The following is a 24455-nucleotide window of genomic DNA, read 5'->3' as shown; positions in this document are numbered from 1 at the left end:
AGTCTCTAGACGGAGACGAATGGGGTAATATTCCATTTACTTCATTATATATGAAATATAAAAAAAAGACCGTCCCTCAGTTATAAACTGATCCGGGACAGTCTCTTTATTCAGCAGTCTTCTGCTTCAGTAGCGCATTATTGTTGTGGTTTCTGAACTGGCTTAGAAGTATTTCCACTTTGCTTAGTTGCGCCGTCATTCTCAACAGCAAACTCAGCATTGTATTTTTCATTCGGTGTTTTGTAGTTTTCTTGAACTTTAGATTTTTTATTATTAGCCACGGAATTCACCTCCCTTATCCCTTATGCAGCATAGATAATGCTTACTAAGAGGAAATCTCGGATGAGGCTAATGCTTTGCCCCAGTCCGTATTATGGCAAGGTGATGTCACTATTATGCATGGCCAAGTGAAAATAAGATCAATCCACCAAATTCATTGAAATATAACCACTATATCTTAAATGGATTCCTCCAGCAGGGATTGCGGTACAGCATTATAAGTCTCAATTGCTTGAGTAAGCTTCTTCAACATCACTTCTGTACATGTACCGTTTCCTCGCTTAATGAGCTGAACTACAACTGATTTTTTGCCCCATTCCTTATACACCTGTTTCGTAGTAGCAAAATACAAATCAATCTTCCGCCCTTTAATGGCAGATCCCGTATCAGCAACGATGCCGTATCCATAACCTGGTATATAAAGTATACTCCCTAACGGGATTACCTTAGGGTCAGCAGCAATAGTCGAGACTGTGTTCTTATCTCTACGTACTTTAACACCTGAATAGGTGATTCCGTATTCAGGATGTTTAGATGTTTTACCTGTAGATTCAAAACCCGCAGTATAACCCGTCGCCATCACTTTCATTGAAGTAATAATCTGGTCAGGAGCTGGCGCAGCTACTGGAACAGAATACGGCGATTTTGAAGACCCTGTGCCCCCACTCCCTTTGGTAGTTGGAGCTTTAGTGCTCTGTGGTGACTTTGTAGCTACTGGTTTATTTTTTGTTGTCGCAGGAACGATCGGTCCGCTGGAATATGACTCGTTTGATAACAAGGTAGCACGGCCAGTGGTGAGAATAGCTTGTTGATCTTTGGTTCTCATTGAACCAGAGTTAGCCTGAGTATGCTGCAATTCGTTCGAAAGCGTTTTACTAATATCTGTGTGCTGCAATGTGTCTCCTGTCCCATTGGCCACAACTGCTTGATGCTTGGATTCAGGAATGATACCTGCAGCAGTCAACAGTAGGACTATTGTGACGAAAAGACACCAAAACCTCTGAAATATGCCCATTTTGTTCATGTGATAAACCTCCCCCTTATTAGCGAAGGTTTCCCGATTCACAAAATTTTATACATAAAGATCAATTTTCGATCCTTATGGGCATATGACAGAGGTCGTTATTAGACGTACTTTTGGTGTTGATTATTACAAGTAATTAGGAGATTACACGGTCTGCAATTTCCTGAGCCAGCAGCTCAATAACTTCTTGAAGCGGCTTAGCTCCCATATCGCCTTCTCCACGCTTACGGATGGAAACTGTCTCGGCATTCATCTCATTCTCGCCAACTACGAACATGTATGGTAGCTTCTCTAGCTGAGCTTCACGGATCTTATAGCCAAGCTTCTCATTACGCAAATCTGCCTCAGCAGAGATACCACGGCGACGCAGCTTGTCTGTAACTTCCTTAGCATAATCGTCGAAGGCAGTCGAAACAGGAATAACTTTAACCTGCTGTGGAGACAGCCAAAGCGGCAGTGATCCTGCAAAGTTCTCTAACAAGAAAGCAACAAAGCGCTCCATAGTACCTAAAATACCGCGGTGTAGAACGACTGGACGGTGTTTCTGACCATCGTCACCGATATATTCCAATTCAAAGCGTTCAGGCAGCAAGAAGTCGATCTGTACAGTGGAGAGAGTTTCTTCTTTGCCTAGTACAGTCTTGATCTGTACATCCAGTTTTGGACCGTAGAAGGCAGCTTCGCCTTCTGCTTCGTAGAATGGCAGACCAGCTTCTTCTACAACTTCACGCAGCATACGCTGTGCAGTTTCCCACATTTCGTCATTAGCGTAATATTTTTCAGTATCCTTAGGATCACGATAAGACAACCGGAAACGGTAGTCATTAATACCAAAGTCACTGTATACCTGTTTAATCAACTCGATTACACGAATGAACTCGCCTTTAATTTGATCCAGACGGCAGAAAATATGGGAGTCATTAAGAGTCATCGAACGCACACGATGCAAGCCAGTCAATGCTCCTGACATTTCATAACGGTGCTGGATACCCAGTTCAGCAATACGGATCGGCAGATCACGATAGCTGTGCATGGAGCTCTTATAAATCATCATGTGATGGGGGCAGTTCATTGGACGAAGAACAAACTCTTCATTATCAATAGTCATTTTAGGGAACATGTCCTCTTGATAGTGCTCCCAGTGTCCAGAAGTTTTATATAGTTCAACATTACCAAGAACCGGAGTATATACATGCTGGTATCCTAGACTTGCTTCCAGGTCCACAATATAACGTTCCAGAATACTCCGCAGTTTGGCACCCTTAGGCAGCCAGATCGGCAAGCCTTGGCCTACCAATTGATTAAATGTGAAGATTTCAAGCTCTTTACCCAGCTTACGGTGGTCGCGTTTTTTCGCTTCTTCAAGCAGACGAAGATGCTCATCGAGCTGCGCTTTTTTAATCCAAGCTGTACCGTATACGCGTTGAAGCATTTTATTCTTACTATCGCCGCGCCAGTAAGCACCAGCTACATTCATCAATTTAAAGACTTTGATCTTAGAAGTCGAAGGTAAGTGTGGTCCACGGCACAAGTCGAAGAATTCGCCTTGTTCATAGATCGAAATCACACTATCTTCAGGCAATGCTTCGATTAGTTCAAGTTTGTAAGGATCGCCTAGCTCACCGAATATTTGGAGCGCTTCCTTACGGCTAACCTCCTTACGTACGATTGGAAGGTTCTCAGAGATAATGCGATCCATTTCCTTTTCAATCTTTAGCAGATCCTCAGGATTAAGCGGATGTTCCAAATCCATATCGTAGTAGAATCCATCTTCGATAACAGGACCTACACCAAGCTTAACTTCCTTTGTTCCATATAAACGTCTTACAGCTTGCGCCATCAAGTGGGCAGTACTGTGACGCATAACTTCCAAGCCTTCAGGTGAATCCAAAGTTACGATTTCTATCAATGCGCCTTCCTCTAGCGGAGTGGACAGATCCACGACAATACCATTCAATTTCCCTGCCACCGCGTTTTTGCGAAGTCCACTACTAATAGAAGCTGCTACATCATCAATATTACTACCTTCTGCGTATTCCCGAACGGAGCCGTCCGGAAGTTTAATACTTACCATTTTAATTTCCTCCTTCATTTCCTTAAGCCAAACAATAATTTTAAATTTTGCGAAACGAAATTATCCACGCATACAAAAAACGCCCGTCCCGCAAAGGGACGAGCGATTGCACCCGTGGTTCCACCCAAATTCGATTCTCTCAATCTGCTCTTAAAGCAGAGTCGAGTCAGAATCCTTCGTAAGCATGGAATAACGACCATGAACCGGCAGTTCTTACTATCCCATTTCAGGGAATTCATAACCGCAGCTACAAAGGGGTAAATTGATAGTAGGATACCGGAGGAAATTACAGCCTATGTTCCCTCTCTCTGATACGGTCCAGAACAATCCATTCATATCTTTGTCAAAGCTGTTAACATTGAATTATGGAGTAATTATAAATCTGTCCTCTCTGACAGTCAAGTCTGTAGAAGGGGCGAAATTTTGTAAACCGCGTTAACAGTCACCTACACGGTGAGTTCTACATCCAGAAAATAGCGTTAGAACTGTCCTTAACAAGTTACTCTTCTCGGCGTTTCCTTTCAGGTAAGCGGCCTGCACGTTTCAAAGACTCACGCAGCAAGTATTCGATATGTCCGTTTACACTGCGAAATTCCTCTCCCGCCCAACGTTCCAACGCCTCATGCAGATCCGGATCGATCCGCAATGGAAAGCTTTTCTTGGCCGCCATGATGCACCGCCTTAATACAACGAGCCGGCGTTAATGACCGGACTCGCTCCGCGCTCCGACACGATCGCCACCATCAGATTATTGATCATGGCCGCTTTACGTTCTTCGTCAAGCTCCACTACACCGCTCTCTTTAAGCTGTTTAATCGCCATATCGACCATGCCAACTGCACCTTCAACAATGATTTGACGAGCAGACAGAATGGCAGAAGCTTGCTGCCGCTGCAACATAGTGCTGGCGATTTCTGTTGAATAAGCCAAATGTGTAAGCCGGGCTTCAATGACTTCTACACCAGATAAGGACAAGCGCTCTTGAAGCTCAGTCGCTAACTCTTTAGCAATTTCATCTGCATTGGCACGCAGGGACATACCAGATTCATTGAAATTATCATAAGGGTATTTGCTGGCTACATGACGCAGCGCCGTTTCACTCTGAATCTCTACGAAAGCCATGTATTTATCTACATCAAAGAGGGCTTTAGCGGAGTTAATCACTTTGAAGACGATAACTGCAGCAATTTCAATGGGATTACCTTCGACATCATTGACCTTGAGCTTCACACTGTTAAAGTTACGAACACGCAGGGAAACTGTCTTACGAACGCTGAACGGAATGACTGCAAACAATCCACTCGTTGCAATAGTCCCTACATATTTACCAAAAAAGGTGACTACAACCGACTTATTGGGTTGTACAACTGTAATACTCGTACATAGTATTGCCGCTACAACGAACAGAATGACCGATACTGCGATATATTCCTGAACAGCACCGTAGATTCCACCACCCAAACAAACTGCAATCAATGCGATAACCCAAAATCCGCTGACAGGACGAAGCGTCTTCTCCTTCATAAAAAAGCACCCCCATAAGATATTCTTTTGATATGATTATGATATCACTTTTGGATAATAATGTGTATACAGAAATGTAATAAAATAATGAATTTATGTTCACAGGTACATAACCTCCATTCTCAAGGCGTTCCCAACACCAAGCTTCGCTTACGTAGATGACATTTGTGCGACGGCTAGTGATCGAAATTTCACAAAAAAAAGCTTGCTGCTCAATCATCCACTAAACGGATTAACGAGCAACAAGCGTTGATTAAATTATATATTAGTTCTGCATAATGAAATCATTATCAATTTTCGCATTAGCATCATCGAACACGCGCAGAATATCGTAGCGTGTATTCCGCTGTGCCGGGATTTTGCCTGCTTCGCGGATCAGCCCAGTAATCGACTCGATGTTGACCTTGTAGGTCGCGCCCGCAGAAGATACTACGTTCTCTTCAATCATCGTGCTGCCGAAATCGTTGCAGCCATATTGAAGGGAAAGCTTGCCGACCTCTGGTCCCATAGTTACCCAAGAGGACTGGAAGTTCTTAATGTTATCTAGAACAAGGCGACTAATGGCAACCGTCTTCAGATATTCCTCAGGCGATTGTCTATCCAGCTTCAAGTTAGTATTGTCCGGTTGGAATGTCCAAGAAATAAAGGCCAAGAAACCCTCTGAATCATATTTGTTGGCAATACACTCGTCCTGAGCCTCACGCACACGAAGTAAGTGCAGTGCCCGCTCTTCCATACTCTCACCAAGTCCAATGACCATCGTAGCTGTTGTATTCATCCCGATCTTATGTGCTGTCTGCATTACGTCCATCCACTCGCGCCATGAGCCCTTAAGACGACTGATCTTGCGGCGTGTACGGTCATCGAGAATTTCCGCTCCTCCACCTGGTAAAGAATCCAGACCAGCAGCATGGATTTCACGCACAACTTCCTCGAGCGATAATCCAGATACTTCTTTCATCTTCATAATCTCAGCAGGAGAGAAGGAATGCATTGTAATCTCAGGAAAACGTTGCTTAATTCCGCGAAGTATATCGGTATAATAGCTGAAAGGAAGATTTGGGTTCGTACCGCCTTGCATCAGTATTTCCGTACCATTTACAGCGATAGTCTCAGCGATTTTTTGGTAAATCGTCTCATCCGGCAGTACATAACCCTCGTCAGAGCCCGGTCTGCGATAAAATGCGCAGAAACGACAGTAGACATCACATACATTCGTATAGTTAATATTACGACCAATTACAAACGTGGCCATCGGCTCTGGATGCCAGCGTTGCATTATGGTGTTTGCAGCTGCACCCATTTTCTCAATTTCGTTGCTCTCGAACAGTCGGATGGTATCTTCCAATTGGAGACGTTCACCCCGTAGGGCTTTGTCCAAAATAAGATCTATCGCACTCATCGTTCGCATCCTCCTTTTAAACCCTTAGGGGTATGGTAGAATCACAAAATAACAGGAAGAAAAAACGTTGTCTCCTTTTAAGACGACAACCCTTTCTCATACTAATGAACAGTTCATTTCCTCATCGTATCACAATCTGAACAGCTTGAAAAATGCTTTTACATTCTTCGCAAAATCCCATCCAGAAGAAAAGCAGCATCGCACTAAGCGATACTGCTAGTTATACTCTATTTCTCCACTAACGCTCGATTGAACATATCTTCCTGTTACAAAGACTCAATTTCTGCCCTAGCGGCCTCTAGTGCCTGGCCAAGATCAGCAATCAAATCCTCTGCATGTTCAATACCGACGGAGAAGCGTAGCAAACAATCATCTACACCCACAGCATTTCGAATCTCCACAGGAATATCAGCGTGCGTTTGTACAGCCGGATAAGTCATAAGTGACTCTACGCCGCCCAGGCTCTCTGCGAATGCAATAAGACGAATATGACGAAGAAGCGGCTCCACGTATCTGGCATCTTTTAATTTGAAAGAAAAAATACCGGTATTGCCTGAAGATTGGCGATTCTGGATTTCATGCCCTGGATGATCGGGCAATCCTGGATGGAACACTTCCGCAATCGCTGGATGCTCTAGTAAGTAATGGGCAATCGCTAGTGCATTGCTCTCGTGACGTTCCATACGCAGCGCCAATGTCTTCAAGCCTCTCATCAACTGATAACTGTCTGTTGGTCCGAGCACGGCGCCAATAGAGTTATGCAGAATAGCTAATTCAGCTGATAATTCTACACCTTTGGATACAATTAGGCCTGCCAGTACATCATTATGACCACCCAAATACTTAGTTGCGCTATGAACTACAATATCCGCACCTAATTCTATAGGCCGTTGGAAGAATGGAGTCAGCAGCGTATTATCTACAATGCTAAGTAACCCATGGTGACGTGCCCAACTGCACACAGCTTCAATATCCGTGATCATCATAAGTGGGTTCGTTGGCGTTTCAATAAATACAGCTTTCGTATTTGGACGACGCGAAGCTTCCAGTGCATCCAAATCATTCGTGTCTACATAAGAAGCAGTGATTCCAAACTTGGACATAATCCGTTCCAACAAACGATAGGTACCGCCGTAAAGATCCAGCGAAACGATCAGATGATCGCCTTGAGCGAACAAGGTAAGCACCGTTTGTATTGCTGCCATCCCTGAGCTACAAGCAAATCCTGCATCTCCGGATTCCAGTTCCGCAGCTGCATTCTCAAGCACTGAACGGGTCGGACTTTTGGTGCGGCTATAATCAAACCCTGTGCTCTGACCGAGTTTTGGATGACGAAATGCCGTTGCATTATAGATCGGAAAATTAATTGCTCCTGTGGCTGGATCTTCTTGAGAACCTATTTGAGCCAGTCTACTTTCAATCCTAAGTTTGTCATCCATGATTAATGCCTCCTAATTTATATTGTAGCGCTGTTTTTAATAAACAATCGGGTCGATATCATAAGGCGTTTCTTGATATACATAGTAATTGAGCCAGTTAGAGAATAATAAATTGGCATGCGCGCGCCACACTGCTGGAGGTGTACGTTCTGGATCATCTTTAGGGAAGTAATGTTTCGGCAAAGCCATCTCCATCCCTCTAGTCACATCACGGTCAAATTCCCATTTCAAGGATAGAGGATCATATTCGGAATGTCCGGTCACAAATATTTGTTTACCGTCGTTTGTAGCCACTAGATACATACCAGCTTCTTCGGATTCCGCCAGAATCTGCAGATCTGGATTATTCTCAATATCTTCACGAGAGACATCGGTATGACGAGAGTGTGGTACATGGAATACCTCGTCAAAGCCGCGCAGCAGTTTAATGTTATTTTGATTAATCGTATGCGGGAAGACGCCAAAGCATTTCTCAGGCAATGCCACTTTACGAACACCAAAATGATGATATAAGCCTGCCTGTGCCGCCCAACAAATATGCATGGTTGAAGTCACATTGTCCTTGCTCCATTCAAAAATCTCTTTCAGTTCTTCCCAATACGATACTTCCTCGAACTCCATTTGTTCTACAGGAGCACCTGTAACGATTAAACCATCCAAACGGCGGTGGCTGATCTCGTCAAAGGTTTTGTAAAAGCTCTTCAAATGTTCAGCAGAAGTATTCTTGGAAATATGGGAACGTGGATGCAGTAAAGTAACATCAACTTGTAGTGGCGAATTTCCAATTAAACGCAGCAATTGAGTCTCTGTCGTCTCTTTAGTCGGCATGAGGTTCAGAATAGCAATCCGTAGTGGACGGATATCCTGATGGAAAGCCTGACTTTCGTCCATCACAAAAATATTTTCTCCGGATAATACTTCTTTCGCCGGTAAACTGTCGGGAATTTTAATTGGCATTGTCTTTCCACTCCTTAGCTGAATTTAGTTGTTTTGCCGCACTGCGGCTTGCTGAACAATAAAAAGACCTTCCTCGGAAATCGAGAAAGGTCATATCTACAGTCATATGCGCCTCTCTCATCTGCCAGAATGTTCCTGAAGACGATTAAACGTCTGCAGAAATTCCGCAAGAATTAGCACCGTGCGTTTACACGCCGGTTGCCGGGTTTCATAGGGCTAGTCCCTCCACCTGCTCTTGATAAGATTTAGCTGTATTCAATTAAATTACTTTAAAATTAACTTTAAATCATGAACCTCCTTTTCGTCAAGTCCATACAATGCTGAAGAAGCCTCAAAATCACAATAAATTTGCTTGAAAGAGGCATACTCCGTTGTTATACTAGACAAGTATTTCATACCTGAACGAAAAGAAGAGGTGAGAAGAAGAATGGAAGGCGACCCGAGCTCGCAAATATGTGTACAGAATGAGCAACCACACAGGATAATCATCAGCTTGCCGGCGGCGGGAGCAGTTCTTCTTCATGCCCTCGAAACGTCATTTGGCCCTATGTATTGATTGTAACGCCGGCCAAGCTGATTTTTTTCTCTGTGCTTAATTTAGCAGTCCCTGGTGAAGACCTGGGGATAGGAGGAGTGAAATCAGATGAAAATCCGGCTGGTAAATGCAGGGGTTTTTACACCTATTGATGAAATTGATGAAACACTAACACCCCCAACAGAAGGGTTCTATTGGATTGACGCCGATGTAGAGGATTTGGAGCTGCTTCAGCCTTTGTTCAACCTACATGATCTTGCTGTTGAGGATTGCCTTAGCGAAGAGGATCAGCGTCCGAAGATCGAAATATACGAAAGTCACTACTTTATAGTTGTAAATAGCATCCGCTTTGATGATGAAGAAATTTTCCTGCGGGCGCTCAATGTATTCCTTGGAAGACATTACATCATCACTGTCACGAAACAAAAGATCAATGAACTACGAATCCTGAAGCCTATGCTCTGGGAGCAAGAAGTAAGTGAACCAGATATGTTCCTCTACTTACTTATTGACCTTGTCGTAGATAACTATTTCTCCGTCGGCGACCGGATTGAAGCTCGGATTGAGAAGCTGGAAGAAGATATCCTCATGCATACCAAGAAGTCACATCTCAGTGAAATTATCGGTCTGCGAAGTGAAATTTTATGGTTAAAAAAAATGCTGGGACCACAAAAAGAAGTGATCAATACCCTAAACAAAAAAGACCTCCGTCTGATTGATGATCAGCTGCAGAAATATTTTAGCGACATTTATGAAAATGCGGTTAAAATATCTGAAACCTTTGAGACGTATCGCGATCTCATGGGCAACTTACGAGAGGCATACCAATCCAGTATCGCCAACCGAGCGAATGAAATTATGAGAGTGTTTACTGCGATCACAACCATATTCATGCCCCTGACCGTAATTACCGGAATCTACGGTATGAACTTTGATCATATGCCCGAGCTTCATACGAAATATGGCTATTATGGCGTTATAGGCGTCATGCTGACCTTAGGCTGTGGGATGCTGTATGTTTTCCGCAAGAAGGAATGGCTATGAAACGAATCGGACGAATAAGCAAGACGAAGGCCCTGTAACCGTAAGGTATAAGGAAGCCTTCGTCTTTTGGTATGCATAAATTTAGAAACTGGTCGCCATGCCCACTTTATGCGTTTGCTCCCGACGGAAACGGATGCGGATCAATCGCAGACGCTCATAATAAATATCCAATCCTTCAGCAGCGGAAAAATCGTCACCATACACCTTATGTAGCACCGGTTTTAAGAAAAGATCCCCTAGCTCCACATAAGCATTCCAAATCGCTTCCTGCTCATTCTGCGGCATATTGCTAAGCTCTACATGGATCAGCTTTTCGACGGAATAACCTTCTCTTTCTAGTTCCTCTACCGCTTCAATCAGTTCACGCCGGTTCACTCCACTATTCACCTTAAGTTGTTCCAAGCCCAATCCATTCTCGATCCCCTGTAGCAAAATCCTCCGCAAGCGCAGTCGTTCTAGCTGCTTTTTATATTTGACCTCTTTTTGTTTATAAAGCCAAGATACGAAAGACTCCTCTTCAATTACTTCATACACCCAACTTAGAGGAAAGGAATGTTCCCTTGCCACCGCAGTAGTTATAGCCAGCCAATCGGCCCCAAACTGCGCTACCTTGCCTTCTCCTACACCCGGAATTTGCATCAGTTCCTCTGGCGTATGCGGTAGAAATGTACTTAACAAGCGCAACAGACGATTGCTGGCGAGAATATAGGGCGCCTTCCGTTCACTCGAAGCCTTACCACGGCGCCAAGCACATAACTCTTCATAAATGGCTTCATTCCCATAATATTCACTGTAATATTGAAGCTTCAGCTGCTCCTGATTACGTCCAGTAAGACTATCCTCCTCGTGGAATATCCCGTCGATTAAGGGTCGATAGCCATCTCCCATCTTCACTGCCAGCTCATGCCTGTATACACAGAGCATTTCATTCCATGAACCACCTTCATACCACAAATTCTCGATGTAATTCTCCCCACCTGAAAAATCACGCCAGCCCAAACTCCAGATCCCCTCTTCCTCTCCAATCCACAGCTGGGCATACATCTCTTGATCCACTCCAGATATTCTGGATAAACGGTTCATAAATACAATTTGCATATTCATCCCTACCTTTCTCAACTTACAGCAAGCAAAGTAACCTCCCGGGAAGAGCCTCCTTCGGAGCGAGCAAATCCTTTCTCAATCAGACCCCGAACGCAAAAAAAGCACCTCTCTCACGATAAACGCGAAAGAGGTGCTCCCTCATTAAATGCTATACTGTTAAATCCTAGAATACCATATATTACCGAACAGTCAATGCCTTTTTATACTAGTTTCTAGCTAGAGCTAATGTAGCCAATCCAATCGCTCCAGCAAGTCCTGCATTGTCTCCAAGATCTGGTGAGACAACATAATTATCGATGTCGACATTAAGCGATGGATGCTGAACATATCCGCTCAATAACTCTTGCAGCTTAGTACGAATTAAAGGGAACAGGTGGCTTTGCTTCATAACACCACCGCCCATTACGATTTTTTGAGGAGACAGAATCAGCACATAGTTCATGAGTGCATGTGCAAGATAGTGAGCTTCCATCTCCCATGCCGGATGGTCCACTGGCAGCTCTCCTGCCGGTTGTCCCCAGCGTTTGCCGATCCCCGGACCTGCGGCTAATCCTTCAAGACAATCGCCATGATAAGGACAGTAACCCTCAAACGTATCCTCTGGATGTCTACGGACTAGAATATGTCCCATCTCAGGATGTGACAATCCATGGACCATCTGGCCGCCAACAACCGCTCCTGCTCCAATGCCTGTCCCAACTGTAATATAAAGACAGCTGTCCAGACCTTTAGCCGCTCCCCATTTACTCTCCGCAAGCGCTGCTCCATTCACATCCGTGTCAAAGCCGATCGGAACGTTAAATTGCTCAGCCATTGTGCCTACCAGATTATATTGTCCCCAGTGAGGTTTTGGTGTCGTTGTTATGTAACCATAAGTAGGGCTGTCCAGTACGGGATCAATCGGTCCAAAAGATCCGATTCCGAATGCTTCTACATTCTTCTCTTTAAAATAGTCTATTACTAGTCCCATCGTTTCTTCCGGTGTCGTTGTTGGAAAGCTAACTCGGTCAACAATGGTACCGTCCTCATAACCAATCCCACATACAAACTTTGTTCCGCCTGCTTCAATCGCTCCCAATAGCTTCACAGCAATTATCTCCCTTTCTCTAGTTAGAAGTTGATACGCTACCCATCCATAAATAAATAATAGCATTAAAAAAAGCAATCACCAGCCCTAATTATACGTTGAATGAAGCGCTATCACAATCACAACAAGTATAAACGCCTTTGGCGTCCTTATAAGGACGGTAACGTTTAAGAGAGAAATATAAGGATAATGTATAGTGCGAAACTTATACGTTCTTATAGTTTTACAAAACACCCTCCATGCATCTTTGCATGAAGGGTGTCTGATCTTAACCCAAATCGCCTAACTCAATCTGTACAATTCCCCGTTCGTCTTGCACCTCAGCAATCAAATGCATCAAGCTGCCGAACTCTAGTTCCTGAAATTTGCGCGCAGCTGTTTCCCGCTGTAGTTGCCACAAGGCTTCTGTCAGCTCGCAGACCACTGGTACATCGCAACGGATTTCAGCTAGCTCTCGCGATAAATGCAGCATATCCAGATCTGCTTCGATTTTGGTACGCACACCTTTAGGGAGCAGATGCAGATTCTCAATTACACCTTCAACTGTACTGTATTCGGTCAGCAGCTTCAGCGCAGTCTTCTCACCAATCCCTTTTACGCCGGGATAATTATCACTGGTATCGCCCATAAAGCCTTTCAAGTCAATCACCTGTCTAGGGGTTAGACCCTTTTCCTCCAGCAATTCTGCAAGGTCATACACTTTATAGTTAGAGCGTCCCTTTTTCATAATGACGACCTTTACGTTCTCATCAATGAGCTGAAGCATATCATGGTCACCCGTCAAAATATACACCTCAGAGTTTTCACTGTAACAAGAAGCCAGCGTACCAATGCAATCATCCGCTTCATAGCCTGCAAGTCCGATATTCGGCACACCTAGCTCAGCTACTACATCTTTTACTAGATCGAACTGTGGAATCAGCTCTAATGGCGCTTCAATCCGATTCGATTTGTACCCATCGTATTTCTCGGTGCGGAACGTTCCTTTGCCCATATCCCAGCAGCATACGACGTGAGAAGGCTCAAAGGTGCTTACTGCATCGAAAAAATACTGCAAAAAACCATACACCGCATTCGTCGGCAATCCAGCTTTTGTCTTGCGGATATATCCTCCATAAGAGGTCGCATAAAAGGCCCGGAACAGCAGAGCCATTCCATCTACAAGCATTACACGGCCCGTTGTTTCTGCTCTCATGTATAAACCTCTCCCTTAATCGTTCGTTGTATTGTTATTAAGCGCTTGTCCATGCTATTGCACAAAGAGTATTCTATCAGAAAACACTTGATCTGATAAGGGATCATAAAGTTACACATATTGGAGCTTATTCTTATCCTTTGAATTAACATAAAAAAACCATGGCTCTCAAAATGAGAAGCATGGCCGCACAATGGACATAAAGTCGAGAATTAGGATGTCCCAACACCCATGAAATGACTGTTGGAACATCCCCTTTACGGATTTATGCCTTGGAAGTATTAGTCCAAGCTTCAGCATATTGATCTTCTTTGAAGCCTACCGTAACTTTAACGCCATCAGTGACTATCGGACGTTTATTTAGCATGCCATGGCTCGCTAGCAGCTCAAGCTTCTCCTGCTCACTAAGCTGTATCATTTTGTCCTTAAGACCTAATGCTTTATAGACTTCACCACTTGTATTAAAAAACTTTTTCAGTTCAAGTCCGCTATTGGCCAGCAATTCACGCAGCTCCTCAACGGTGGGCGGCTGTTCTGCGATGTGCTGAAGCTCTAGCTCATGACCTTGAGCTTGTAGCCATTTTACTGCGCTGCGGCAGGTGCTGCATTTTGGATATTGATATACTTTTAGTTTGCTCATGTTGTGCTCCTTTAATGGTAGTGATGAGTGCGCTGTGCTGGCGAATTATTCTTCCGATCGCTGTTATCCTCAGGTTTCTTGATTAGTCCGCTTTTTGCAGATGAAATCCGAGGATAAAGGCGAACACTCCGTTTCTCCAGAACTAATTCGCCCTCTCCGCTTAACATCACTAAGATAATTTTATCACTATTTCGCTATCGGTCCTTGCTCCAGTATCTCCTCCAAAGCCGCCATATCAGGAGGCAATGGAGCTTCAAAGATCATTTCCTGCAGCAGCACCGGATGCTTGAACGTCAGACGCACCGCGTGCAGTGCTTGACGCGGTATGGAGGCATCTAGTGCTGTAACGGACTCTAACTGTTCACTTTGAGTTAAAGTCAATTCCGGTAGATTATACAGCTCATGACGATACATGCTGTCACCAATCAAAGGACAGCCGATAGAGGTCATATGGACCCGAATCTGATGAGTACGACCACTCTCCAGCTTCAGTTCAACTTTTGAACCTTGTGCGTATACGGTTTTAACCTCATACCGAGTCAGAGAAGGATAACCATCCGGTGTCACGATACGCCGATGCGGCTCCTCAGGATCACGGTCAATAGGTCCGTCGATATCGCCGAAAGGCTCCACAGGAGCCCCATGAACAAATGCAGCATAACGTTTGTCCACTGTACCCGCAATCATCTGCTCAGAAATATGCTGATGGCTATATGGATTCTTGGCGATGACTAACACACCGGAGGTTTCCTGGTCCAGACGATGGACGGGTCGAAAGCGGAAACGTTCATTTTTTTGCGCCCAATAATGAACTACTCCGTTAGCCAGCGTATCAGTGTAATGTCCGTGTGTGGGATGCACGATGATCCCCGCTGCCTTGTTTACTACGAGCAGATGCTCATCTTCAAATAGAATTTCAAAGGGAATCGGCTGCGGTAAAATATCATCCGAAGTCTCTGTTTCCATGCGAATCTGTACAATATCGCCTGCCTTAACATGTACGCTGATATAAACACGTTCTCCATTTAATGTAATCCCTTGTTCTGTTTGCTTAAGGCGTGACAACAATTTACGTGAGACATCCATCCGTTTATGCAGGATCGTCTTCAGCAACCAGTCATCCTCTTCTGGCGGTATAATGTAAGTAATTGGTGAATAATAGCTAGTCATATTAGTCTCGGAACACCTTTTTACTGCGAATGTATTCTACATCAGTAATCCCTGCCCGTGTATTAGCCGTCCTAGCCAGCGCAAAGAAATAATCGGATAACCGGTTCAAATAAATAACCGCTTCCGGATTAATGTCTGCATTTCGTCCAAGTGTAACTGCCCGGCGTTCCGCCCGGCGGCAAACCGTACGGCACACATGTAGAACCGAAGCCAATGGACTGCCCCCAGGGAGGATGAATTTTTCTAGTGGTGGATTCTCTGCTTGAAGTTCATCAATCCAGCCCTCCAACCGTTTAGCCATCTCACTTGTTACCATATATTGACCACCATCACCTAGCTTAATAAAAGCCAGATCGGTTCCGCAATCGAATAGCTCATGCTGAATCTCCAGCAGCTGCTCGCGTACATCATCAAACTGATCGTCCTCCATCAGGCTCCTTGCCTGACCTATAAAGCAATTCAGTTCATCGATCGTTCCGTAGGCTTCAACTCGGACATCGTCCTTACCAACCCGGCCGCCAATCACTGAAGTTTGACCCGCATCACCCGTGCGTGTATAGATCACCATGGCTTACTCCTCCTATCCATTCTTCAAATCACATAATGCTAGTTTAAGCTTTCTTATATAAAAATGGCAAATGAAGAGTATAGTTTATCATCCCTACCTCATTTTCTCCAAAAATAAGTTTCGCCTCCAATTAGACTGCAATATTCGATGTGTACGAGCTCAAAAGGAACAACAAAAAGAGGACCGTAGGGTCCTCTTCAACAGCATGTAGCGACGTTATTTCCCAGCTGGACGCCCCTTCATGTATTCATTTATCTTGAGATCCAGTAAACTGCTAATTTCAATCACATTATCTGAAGTGAATGATTTTTCCTGTAAAAAAAGCTGCTCCATTTTGCTACGGAGTATTCTAATTTCATCTTCCAGAGAGAGTATGCGAGCAGAAGCATCACCCTTGGGGGACAGTTTCCCATTTCCAGAAAAACATTGCCCTCCATAGGAAGGTAAGTAATAATCGGCACTAAGCACAATCATCCCTCCTAAAAGTATTATTGAGCGCGTGCCACAAAATATCATTAAAGTAATAAAAGCAACTTCAAAGCAACGCTTAATTTCAGAGTAAAATACATCCTTGTTAGTTCTATTATAGGGGTTAATTACTCTCAAAGTAAAATAATACCATAGGATTATAGGATAGGCTATAGTCCAATTTTCTCTATTCCATTCTCTCTCGTTCCAATTGTGTGACAAAAGCACCAATGCGTTCTATAGCTTCATTCAGTTGAGATACTGATGTAGCATAGGAGCAGCGTAAGTAACCTTCACCACCTAAACCAAAGACACTTCCAGGTACAGCTGCCACCTTATATTCAAGCAATAATCGTTGTGCAAATTGATCAGATGTCAGTCCCGTTTTGCGCACGCTTGGAAAAGCATAAAATGCACCTTGTGGTTCATGGCACTCCAGCCCTGCATCACGTAAACCTTTAACAATTAGCCTCCGCCGTTGGTTATAAGAATCAACCATACGATCCTTCTCTTCCATCCCATTGGTCAGTGCCTCAAGTGCAGCCACCTGACCCATAGAAGGAGCACACATCACAGTGTACTGGTGAATCTTAAGCATTGCGGAGATTAAATCAGGGTGACCACAAGCATAACCCATTCTCCAACCAGTCATCGCAAAAGCTTTGGAGAAACCACTGACCAGAATCGTACGGTCCATCATACCTGGCAATGAAGCAAAGCTGACGTGATTCATTCCATATGACAATTCAGCATAAATCTCATCTGAAATTACAATAAGATCATGTTTCGCTACTACCTTGGCGATCGGCTCCCAATCCTCACGGGTCATCACGCTTCCCGTAGGGTTACTTGGATAACACAGAATCAGAACTTTGGATCGTGGTGTGATCTTCGCTTCCAAGCTTTCTGCCGTAAGCTTAAAGTTATTCTCTCCAACCGTTTCGATCCCTACAGGAATTCCTCCACCAATAGCTGTTATAGGCGAATAGGAAATATAGCAAGGTTCCGGTATGAGAATCTCATCTCCCGGCGTGACCAAAGCACGCAAAGCAAGATCAATGGCCTCGCTTCCGCCGACCGTTGCTATAATCTGATTGGCAGGATCATAATCCACTGCAAAACGGGTGTGCAAATAGTTCGCAATTCCCTCCCGTAGCTCAGGCATACCCGCATTGGATGTATAGCCTGTAAACCCTCTTTCCAGCGAATAGACACAAGCTTCTCTGACATGCCACGGGGTCTTAAAATCAGGCTCCCCAACTCCAAGTGATATGATATCTTTGCTGCCTGCAGCCAGATCAAAAAACTTACGAATACCCGAAGGCTGAATTTGCTGTACTAGCGGAGCTAAATAAGAATTCATTGATTTGCTGTCTTCTCCAGTTAGTTGCGTTTTATTCGTGATCATATGATTACTTCCTTTATGGAGAGATCATCAGACGGTTGTCTTCCTCATGCTCCTCGAAGATGATCCCATCCTGTTTGTATTTTTTAAGGGTAAAGTTCGTTTTAGTTGAGAGTACTGAATCAATTGGAGACAGCTTCTCGGAAACAAAATTGGCCACTTCACGTAAGTTTCTGCCTTCCACTTCTACCAGGAGATCGTAAGCACCGGACATCAGATACACGGATTTCACTTGTGGATACAGGTAGATTCTTTCCGCAATTCCTTCAAAGCCGCGACCCCGTTCGGGTGTAATCTGCACTTCAATCAGCGCAGTTACCTTCTCATCATCCACTTTATCCCAGTTAACAACAGCTGCATACTTAACAATTACGTGATCTTTCTCTAATTGCCCAATTGCCGTCTTTACGTCTTCTTCTTCCGCGCCTAGTAGCGTAGCTAAGAGTGAAGTAGATCTTCTGGCATCCTCTTTAAGCAGTTCCAGCACTTTCCTCTTTAGTTCATTCATTTCCTTCATGCCTTCCCTCCGGATAGTTCGCAAATGACGTTGCGCATTCATGCGTCGCCCGCGAAAAGAGTTTAATACTAATATGACACGAATTGAGCATCTCTGCAAACAAAATAACCCCATATGAATTCCTATAGAAGACTATGTTTTCTCAGCTAAATGGGTATATATACAAAAAACGCCCGTTAATACCGAAGTCTCCGGTATAAACAGGCGTCATTCTTAAGGTAACGAGGTAGAATACTTCATTTGCTAACCAGTATGGTTACATTAAATGAGAAGGCTGATGCTGTCCATTAGCCGTAATATGAGCATTCTGAGCGGAGGAGCCAAATTGCCCTGTTTTTTGTTGAACAAATTGCCCTGTTTGCTGCTGCATTTGCTGTGCGGTCTGAAGCTGTTTGTCCACATCCTGACGCAATGCTTTTGCAGGTGCAGGATACATATTCATTTGAGACATATGCGTATACAAATCACCTTGAAGTTGAAGAGTATCCATGGTCATGGTGTTAAATACCCGGCGAACAGCTGGACATGCCGATTCTGTTGCTGCCGTAGCATATTCCCGAACCGTCCGCTTCAGATCACACAAAATGGTGTTCATTAAATCTTCATCCGGCATAAATGCTGCTGAATTTTGCGCGTTCATTTAAAAACCTCCTTAGGATTAGTATGGAAATTATTGTGGGCTTGTTGGCGCATATTGTTGATGTTGCTGGATTAACTGAGTGAGCTCAGTCATGTGCTTTGTGTGATTTTGCATATGCTGCATACAAATTTGACGAACCTGCTCATTCTGTGTTGTTGCTGCTGTAGCTGCACATTGTTTGAGAAGCAAGTCCTCATTGGCGATGGAATCAGCGATATATTCCAGTTCTTTTCCACTTAACGCCTGCATTTGAGTTGATTGCATGTGTTGTAGTCCCTCCTTGTAATTGATTCAAACAGGCTTTAGTATGCCGCCAAAGTAGTTCATTTATTTGCCCAAAGGTACTTGATAGATATGACAAAAATAAGAACATACCTACGAATGAGACAATAAATTGCCGCCAATACTAAATCACGGCACGAATGAAGGAGCGAACAATTCATGGATTTAAATAGTGGAAACACACCCTGGTCAAGCACTTTACAGAATCCCCCGACTTATCCTCCGCTAGAGGATATCGTTCACTGTGATTGCCTGGTTGTCGGCGCTGGAATGGGTGGAGCAATGGCATCCTATCGCTTATCATTAAGCGGAGCTGAGGCTGTTCTGATCGAAAAAAGACGGGTAGGAAGCGGCAGCTCGCATGCCAATACGGGATTGCTGCAAATTTTTAACGATAAATCATTAACCTCATGTATGAACACTTTTGGGAAAAAGAATGGCCTGCTCTTTTACCAGTTATGCCAAGCCGGAGTTAGGAACATTCTGGATCTGCCAGGCAAGCTCGATATCGATCCTCAAATCATTCCGCGCAGCAGTCTCTTATATGCAAGTACACCAGCAGACGTGCCTGCTTTACGGGAAGAATACGAGAATCTCGTAGCCAACGGCTTCGATTCTGAATTCTGGGAAGATGATAAAATTGCTTCATTGTACTCTTTCAGAAAATCAGCTGGGCTGTATTCGCGTGGTGACGCTGAAACGAATCCTTTTCGGACATTGCATGGATTGATCGCCAAGGCAGCATCCAATGGCGTACGCGTCTATGAGGAAAGTGAAGCTAAACACTATGAGTTTACGGCCGATGGCGTGATTTGCCACACTGGGAAGGGGCGCATTATTGCTAAAAATGTCATTTTTGCAATGGGGTACGAAACGCAGAAATTAAAAAAAGACCGGGGCGCCGAGTTAATGAATACGTATGCGATAATGACCAAACCTCTGAAGGAATTTCCGAAATGGCATGAACGCAGCCTATTATGGGAAACCGCCCGTCCGTATTTATATTTTCGTACCACCCCAGAGGGACGTTTTATTGCAGGAGGTAAAGATGAACCGTTGACGGATCCAGAGCGCCGTGAAATCAGAGTGGTTTCACAGAGTCAAAGGTTATTGGAAGAGCTGGAAGCATTGTTTCCTGAAATTAAAGGCATCGAGATAGAATACTCCTGGGGGGCTGTATTCGGCTCTACGCGTGATGGGCTTCCTTATATCGGCCCTCATCCCAAGTTCCCTCATTGCTACTTCATAGAGGGTTATGGGGGCAATGGGACGGTGTATAGTATGATTGCTGCGGAGTTATTAACAGATACGATTGCAGGTAAACATCGGCCGGAGCTTGATCTATTCTCATTGACACGATCAGCTAAACCTTCTCCTTCTTAGAATATGGATAGGCTGTATTGAGGTTTTAAAAAAAGCTTAGTTCTCTTTTGGTTAATAAGAGGACTAAGCTTTTTTATGAGGATACTTATGCTTTATCGGTACTCAGATTACGTACGAGCTGAATACGGTCTTCCTGTGCTAGACTGTGCTGTACATGGAAACAAGACGGGCACACATACACATTAAGGGAGAATGGAGATGTTAATACAGGTCCACCTAGTGTAGCCGGTGCAGATGGCTCGAAGTTGCTAACAAGCTGTTTACCAGCAAGGATAGTTAACTCATGGCATTGTGTACATTCCGGAGCTTCTTCCTGAATCGCTAAGATGCCCGATACACGCTCTTCATACTTATTCAAATCATAATCGTCACCGAATTGATTAAGCGTATTGTAGATAGGAACTACACTGTCTTTGTCGACGTCTCCCCAAAGATCATCATCGTTAATAACCTCTTGTTTAGGTTCTTCTACAACTTCTTCTTCCTCTTCTTCAATGCCGTCTATTCCTACAGTAACTGTACGATATCCGTTAAGTTCATTGTTGCAGTGAGGACAATTTTCCTCGGGTCCGAATTCCTCGTCCCATACGATTTCAGTATGACACCAAGGGCACACAGTTGTTTCCATCTTAATAATCTCCTTCATACTTCACGTTTAAATTTAGTTCATCATTAAATAAATAATACCGGCTGCTATAAAAGCAATAGCTGACACAAACAGAACTCGGGTAAGAATCTTCATGATATCCTCCTAATCCCCCACAAAGTGGAGCTGCTCATTTCAAAGCTTGTCCAGCTTCATCTGGAATCCTTGTAGGGAGGTGCAAAACTTTCTATTTTTTAAAATATAGCTGCACCGATCACATAAGACAACGAAACCGAGATCAGCATCGCTATTAGCCCAACAGCACGGTTATCTGCAGCGATCTCCTCATCAATAGAGAACACAGGGGTTAGGAATTCAAATAAAAAATAGGCAAGCAGCAGCAGCAAAAAACCAACGACTGACCACTTCATCGTCTCATAAATCGAAACACCTGATTCAATGCTGAAACGCAGTACGTTGCAAATTCCGAAGATTTTGCCACCAGTAGCCATGGCTACTGCCAAGTTCCCCTTGCGAATTTCTTCCCAGCAATTATATTTCGTTACCATTTCAAAAATAGACAGAAATACAACAAGCCCAAGAATTGCTACTGCAAAGTAGCCAAGCAAGGCACCTAGCGGATGACCCAGCAAAAGATCAATATCTCCTTGCACACATTCCCCTTCTTTCTGCCGGGCAATCCCGCTATTGCAGCTCAGCCACGGTTACGCCTGCGCCGCCTTCATTATAATTACCAAGCCTATAGCTCTTAACATGTCTGTGCTTACGCAAATATTCTTGAATCCCAGTGCGGAGCACGCCTGTGCCTTTACCATGAATAATAGAAATTTGGCCCAGATTTCCTAAGAAGGCTTCATCAATAAAACGATCCGTCTCCATAATCGCTTCTTCCAAATTCGTACCTCGCAAATCCAGTTCTCTGCGAATATTCTCATCACGGGAGCGTTTAACGGTTGTCGCCTGCCGAAGAGGTGTTGGTACAGAAGCTGCTTTCGAAGAGAGAAGTTCCAAATCATCCAGGCTTACCTTCATCTTCATGATCCCAAACTGTACTAAAGCCTCTTTGGTGCCGCTTAATTCCACTACAAAACCTTTTTGGTTTAAGCTATCTACTTTCACTTCATCACCAGGGCCAATCGTCCGCGGAGCCTTAGCAGGCTTGCGAATAGCGGCTTTCTTACGCGGTGAAGGTTCCGCTTCATCTAGACGTCTCCGTGCTTCAATCAGCTTATGCTCTTTGACCGAAGCGCCCTCTTCCATAGCCAAACGGCGCAAGTCGCTGATGATTTCTTCAGCTTCTTTACGCGCTTTCTCCAAGATTGCGCTGGCATCCTTCTCCGCCTTCTCCAGTCGTTTGTCCCGCTGACTTTCCAGCTTCTCCAACTCTTTCTGTTGTCTGCTACGCAGCTCTTCTACTTCGCGGCGGATACTCTCTGCTCGCTCATGTTCCTGTTCCGCTCCAAGTCGATTCTCTTCGAGAGAGGCAATCATATGCTCTACACGTAGATCCTCTTCCTTCACTTCGCCGCGTGCATGCTCCAGAATTGCGCCTGGCAGACCTAATCGCTCTGCAATTGCAAAGGCGTTGCTTCGTCCAGGAACACCGATCAGCAAACGATAGGTGGGACTGAGACTTTGGACATCAAATTCCATGCTGGCATTAATGACCCCTTTACGCTCATAAGCGTAGGCTTTCAATTCGCTGTAATGCGTGGTAGCAACCATACGGCATTCAGTCCGATGAATATGCTCCAGAATGGCAATCGCCAGCGCGGAGCCTTCTGCCGGATCCGTTCCTGCACCCACTTCATCAAGCAGAATAAGACTCTTGGGAGTCATTCTCTGCAGAATGGAAATAATATTCGTCATATGACTGGAGAATGTACTCAGACTCTGCTCAATGCTCTGTTCATCCCCTATATCTGCATAAATGGCATCAAACACACACATTTGACTGCCTTCTTCTGCAGGGATGAACAAACCAGACATCGACATGAGACTCAACAGTCCAATGGTCTTGAGTGTAACGGTTTTACCACCCGTATTCGGTCCGGTTACAATAATGGAGCTATATTGGTTGCCGAGCTCCACATCTAGAGGAACCACATGCTCCACAGGAATAAGCGGATGGCGTCCTTTGCGCAGCTTCAAATACCCGCGATCGTTCATACGTGGCTGTGTAGCCTTCATATCTCGAGCAAGACGCGCCTTGGAGAAGATAAAGTCAAGCTCGCCAAGAATTTCGATATCATAAGTCATTTCTTCGGCTATATCAGCTACAAGCGCTGTCAACCTGTGCAAAATGATCTCGATCTCCCGTTCTTCACGCAGCCGTGTTTCACGCAGTTTGTTATTCATCGCTACAATGGACTCAGGCTCGATAAATAAAGTGGCTCCTGATCCAGACTGATCATGTACAATACCGCCGAAATGCGCACGATACTCCGCTTTTACAGGAATAACAAACCGATCCCCACGAATGGTTACCAGCTGATCCTGCAGCATTTTAGCAACGGAAGAAGAACGAATCATGGAATCCAGCTTCTCACGAATCCGGGTCTCTCCTCCCCGCAATTCACGGCGGATCGTAGCCAATTCAGAACTAGCTGTGTCAAGTACATCTGCGTTCTCGTCTATACATAAACGGATGGCATCTTCTACATGTTTTTGCTCTGATAAAACATCGCTGAGTGAAAATAGGAATTCAATCTTTTCCTCCTCATGCATAGCTGCCAGGAATCGTTTGACTCTTCGTGCGCCGCCAATGGTAGTTCCCACTGCCAGCAGTTCAGTTGTTCCCAACATTCCGCCTATAGAGGCACGTTTTAGTGCTGCTCGAATATCGCTTATCCCGCCGAATGAAGGAATGCCCTTCAGACGATCCACATTAGCCGCTTCATCCGTGGCTTGAAGCAACTTCTTCACGCCTTCAAAGTCACCGGAGGGTCTTAGCTGCTCCGCAGTTAATCGCCCCATTGAGGTTTGCGTATATTGCATTAATTTATTTAAAATCTTGCGATATTCAAGCGTATGCAAAATTTTGTCGTCCAATTACAGTCACAGCTCCCTTCATAGATGTTTCCATTATACAGAATTCAAGTCAATTTCGCT

At 44.4% G+C, this 24455-nt stretch carries 24 protein-coding genes and 1 riboswitch; of the genes, 2 read left to right on the top strand and 22 right to left on the bottom strand.

All coding sequences use genetic code 11. From position 1 onward, the window contains the following. Positions 1-137 precede the first annotated feature (137 nt). The 8 genes from L1028_RS00320 to metA all read right to left on the bottom strand — a co-directional run bounded on the left by L1028_RS00320 (position 138) and on the right by metA (position 8699). On the bottom strand, positions 138-281 hold the full coding sequence (locus tag L1028_RS00320) for a hypothetical protein (RefSeq protein WP_234529835.1): 144 nt from the start codon (positions 279-281) through the stop codon (positions 138-140). Between the two features lie 176 nt (positions 282-457). Then, positions 458-1024, bottom strand: a complete 567-nt coding sequence (locus L1028_RS00315) for a 3D domain-containing protein (RefSeq protein ID WP_423802997.1) — start codon at positions 1022-1024, stop codon at positions 458-460. A gap of 415 nt (positions 1025-1439) precedes the next feature. Next, on the bottom strand, positions 1440-3377 hold the full coding sequence (gene thrS, locus L1028_RS00310) for a threonine--tRNA ligase (RefSeq protein WP_076300071.1): 1938 nt from the start codon (positions 3375-3377) through the stop codon (positions 1440-1442). A gap of 499 nt (positions 3378-3876) precedes the next feature. Beyond that, the gene (locus tag L1028_RS00305; RefSeq protein ID WP_042125648.1) at positions 3877-4047 is read right to left on the bottom strand and encodes a type II toxin-antitoxin system antitoxin; all 171 of its coding nucleotides are present in this window, start codon (positions 4045-4047) and stop codon (positions 3877-3879) included. 11 nt (positions 4048-4058) lie between these two features. Beyond that, positions 4059-4901: an SPFH domain-containing protein gene (locus tag L1028_RS00300; protein ID WP_234529832.1), complete on the bottom strand. Its 843-nt coding sequence runs from the start codon at positions 4899-4901 to the stop codon at positions 4059-4061. 265 nt (positions 4902-5166) lie between these two features. Further along, positions 5167-6303: a cyclic dehypoxanthinyl futalosine synthase gene (gene mqnC, locus L1028_RS00295; RefSeq protein WP_234529830.1), complete on the bottom strand. Its 1137-nt coding sequence runs from the start codon at positions 6301-6303 to the stop codon at positions 5167-5169. Between the two features lie 266 nt (positions 6304-6569). Further along, positions 6570-7742, bottom strand: a complete 1173-nt coding sequence (locus L1028_RS00290; protein ID WP_234529828.1) for a PLP-dependent transferase — start codon at positions 7740-7742, stop codon at positions 6570-6572. 36 nt (positions 7743-7778) lie between these two features. After that, on the bottom strand, positions 7779-8699 hold the full coding sequence (gene metA, locus L1028_RS00285) for a homoserine O-acetyltransferase MetA (protein WP_234529825.1): 921 nt from the start codon (positions 8697-8699) through the stop codon (positions 7779-7781). Positions 8700-8813: 114 nt separating this feature from the next. Beyond that, positions 8814-8944, bottom strand: a riboswitch (SAM riboswitch). A 398-nt stretch (positions 8945-9342) separates the two neighbouring features. On the opposite strand from metA, the gene corA reads away from it, so the two are divergent. Then, complete coding sequence (gene corA, locus L1028_RS00280; protein WP_042125638.1) at positions 9343-10278, top strand: magnesium/cobalt transporter CorA; 936 nt, start codon at positions 9343-9345, stop codon at positions 10276-10278. Positions 10279-10359: 81 nt separating this feature from the next. Here the strand turns inward: corA and L1028_RS00275 are convergent, their stop codons facing one another. The 11 genes from L1028_RS00275 to L1028_RS00225 all read right to left on the bottom strand — a co-directional run bounded on the left by L1028_RS00275 (position 10360) and on the right by L1028_RS00225 (position 19336). Beyond that, complete coding sequence (locus L1028_RS00275) at positions 10360-11376, bottom strand: HRDC domain-containing protein (RefSeq protein ID WP_234529823.1); 1017 nt, start codon at positions 11374-11376, stop codon at positions 10360-10362. Between the two features lie 211 nt (positions 11377-11587). Then, positions 11588-12469, bottom strand: a complete 882-nt coding sequence (locus L1028_RS00270) for an ROK family protein (RefSeq protein WP_234529822.1) — start codon at positions 12467-12469, stop codon at positions 11588-11590. 268 nt (positions 12470-12737) lie between these two features. Beyond that, positions 12738-13664 carry a 5'-3' exonuclease gene (locus L1028_RS00265; RefSeq protein ID WP_060625221.1) on the bottom strand — a complete coding sequence of 309 codons (927 nt, stop codon included), beginning with the start codon at positions 13662-13664 and terminating at the stop codon, positions 12738-12740. Between the two features lie 265 nt (positions 13665-13929). Next, a complete protein-coding gene (locus tag L1028_RS00260) occupies positions 13930-14304 on the bottom strand; it encodes an arsenate reductase family protein (RefSeq protein ID WP_234529819.1) in 375 nt (124 codons plus the stop codon). A 186-nt stretch (positions 14305-14490) separates the two neighbouring features. Then, positions 14491-15474 carry an RluA family pseudouridine synthase gene (locus tag L1028_RS00255; protein ID WP_234529818.1) on the bottom strand — a complete coding sequence of 328 codons (984 nt, stop codon included), beginning with the start codon at positions 15472-15474 and terminating at the stop codon, positions 14491-14493. Position 15475: 1 nt separating this feature from the next. Continuing rightward, positions 15476-16042 carry a cob(I)yrinic acid a,c-diamide adenosyltransferase gene (locus tag L1028_RS00250; RefSeq protein ID WP_234529816.1) on the bottom strand — a complete coding sequence of 189 codons (567 nt, stop codon included), beginning with the start codon at positions 16040-16042 and terminating at the stop codon, positions 15476-15478. A 216-nt stretch (positions 16043-16258) separates the two neighbouring features. Beyond that, positions 16259-16516: an aspartyl-phosphate phosphatase Spo0E family protein gene (locus L1028_RS00245; RefSeq protein WP_423802996.1), complete on the bottom strand. Its 258-nt coding sequence runs from the start codon at positions 16514-16516 to the stop codon at positions 16259-16261. A 181-nt stretch (positions 16517-16697) separates the two neighbouring features. Beyond that, positions 16698-17918, bottom strand: a complete 1221-nt coding sequence (locus tag L1028_RS00240) for an aminotransferase class I/II-fold pyridoxal phosphate-dependent enzyme (RefSeq protein ID WP_279306818.1) — start codon at positions 17916-17918, stop codon at positions 16698-16700. A 13-nt stretch (positions 17919-17931) separates the two neighbouring features. Then, positions 17932-18432, bottom strand: a complete 501-nt coding sequence (locus tag L1028_RS00235; protein ID WP_094870551.1) for an Lrp/AsnC family transcriptional regulator — start codon at positions 18430-18432, stop codon at positions 17932-17934. Positions 18433-18688: 256 nt separating this feature from the next. Beyond that, on the bottom strand, positions 18689-19072 hold the full coding sequence (locus L1028_RS00230) for a spore coat protein (protein ID WP_234529811.1): 384 nt from the start codon (positions 19070-19072) through the stop codon (positions 18689-18691). Between the two features lie 30 nt (positions 19073-19102). Then, a complete protein-coding gene (locus tag L1028_RS00225; protein ID WP_234529810.1) occupies positions 19103-19336 on the bottom strand; it encodes a spore coat protein in 234 nt (77 codons plus the stop codon). Between the two features lie 177 nt (positions 19337-19513). Here L1028_RS00225 and L1028_RS00220 point away from each other — a divergent pair, with 177 nt between their 5' ends. Beyond that, the gene (locus tag L1028_RS00220) at positions 19514-20737 is read left to right on the top strand and encodes an NAD(P)/FAD-dependent oxidoreductase (RefSeq protein WP_234529808.1); all 1224 of its coding nucleotides are present in this window, start codon (positions 19514-19516) and stop codon (positions 20735-20737) included. 85 nt (positions 20738-20822) lie between these two features. On the opposite strand, the gene L1028_RS00215 is transcribed toward L1028_RS00220, so the two are convergent. From L1028_RS00215 to L1028_RS00205, 3 genes are all read right to left on the bottom strand, one after another. Next, positions 20823-21365 carry a hypothetical protein gene (locus tag L1028_RS00215; RefSeq protein ID WP_076284226.1) on the bottom strand — a complete coding sequence of 181 codons (543 nt, stop codon included), beginning with the start codon at positions 21363-21365 and terminating at the stop codon, positions 20823-20825. A 212-nt stretch (positions 21366-21577) separates the two neighbouring features. Then, positions 21578-21997, bottom strand: coding sequence for a DUF350 domain-containing protein (locus L1028_RS00210; protein WP_042125581.1), 420 nt, complete (start codon positions 21995-21997; stop codon positions 21578-21580). Between the two features lie 31 nt (positions 21998-22028). Further along, positions 22029-24395 carry an endonuclease MutS2 gene (locus L1028_RS00205; RefSeq protein WP_234529806.1) on the bottom strand — a complete coding sequence of 789 codons (2367 nt, stop codon included), beginning with the start codon at positions 24393-24395 and terminating at the stop codon, positions 22029-22031. Between the last annotated feature and the right edge of the window lie 60 nt (positions 24396-24455).

Origin of the sequence: Paenibacillus pseudetheri (genome assembly GCF_924513355.1) — a bacterium.
GTDB classification, from domain to species: domain Bacteria; phylum Bacillota; class Bacilli; order Paenibacillales; family Paenibacillaceae; genus Paenibacillus_AQ; species Paenibacillus_AQ pseudetheri.
The sequence above is the reverse complement of the archived record's forward strand: the minus strand, read 5'-3'. Positions and strand labels throughout refer to the sequence as shown.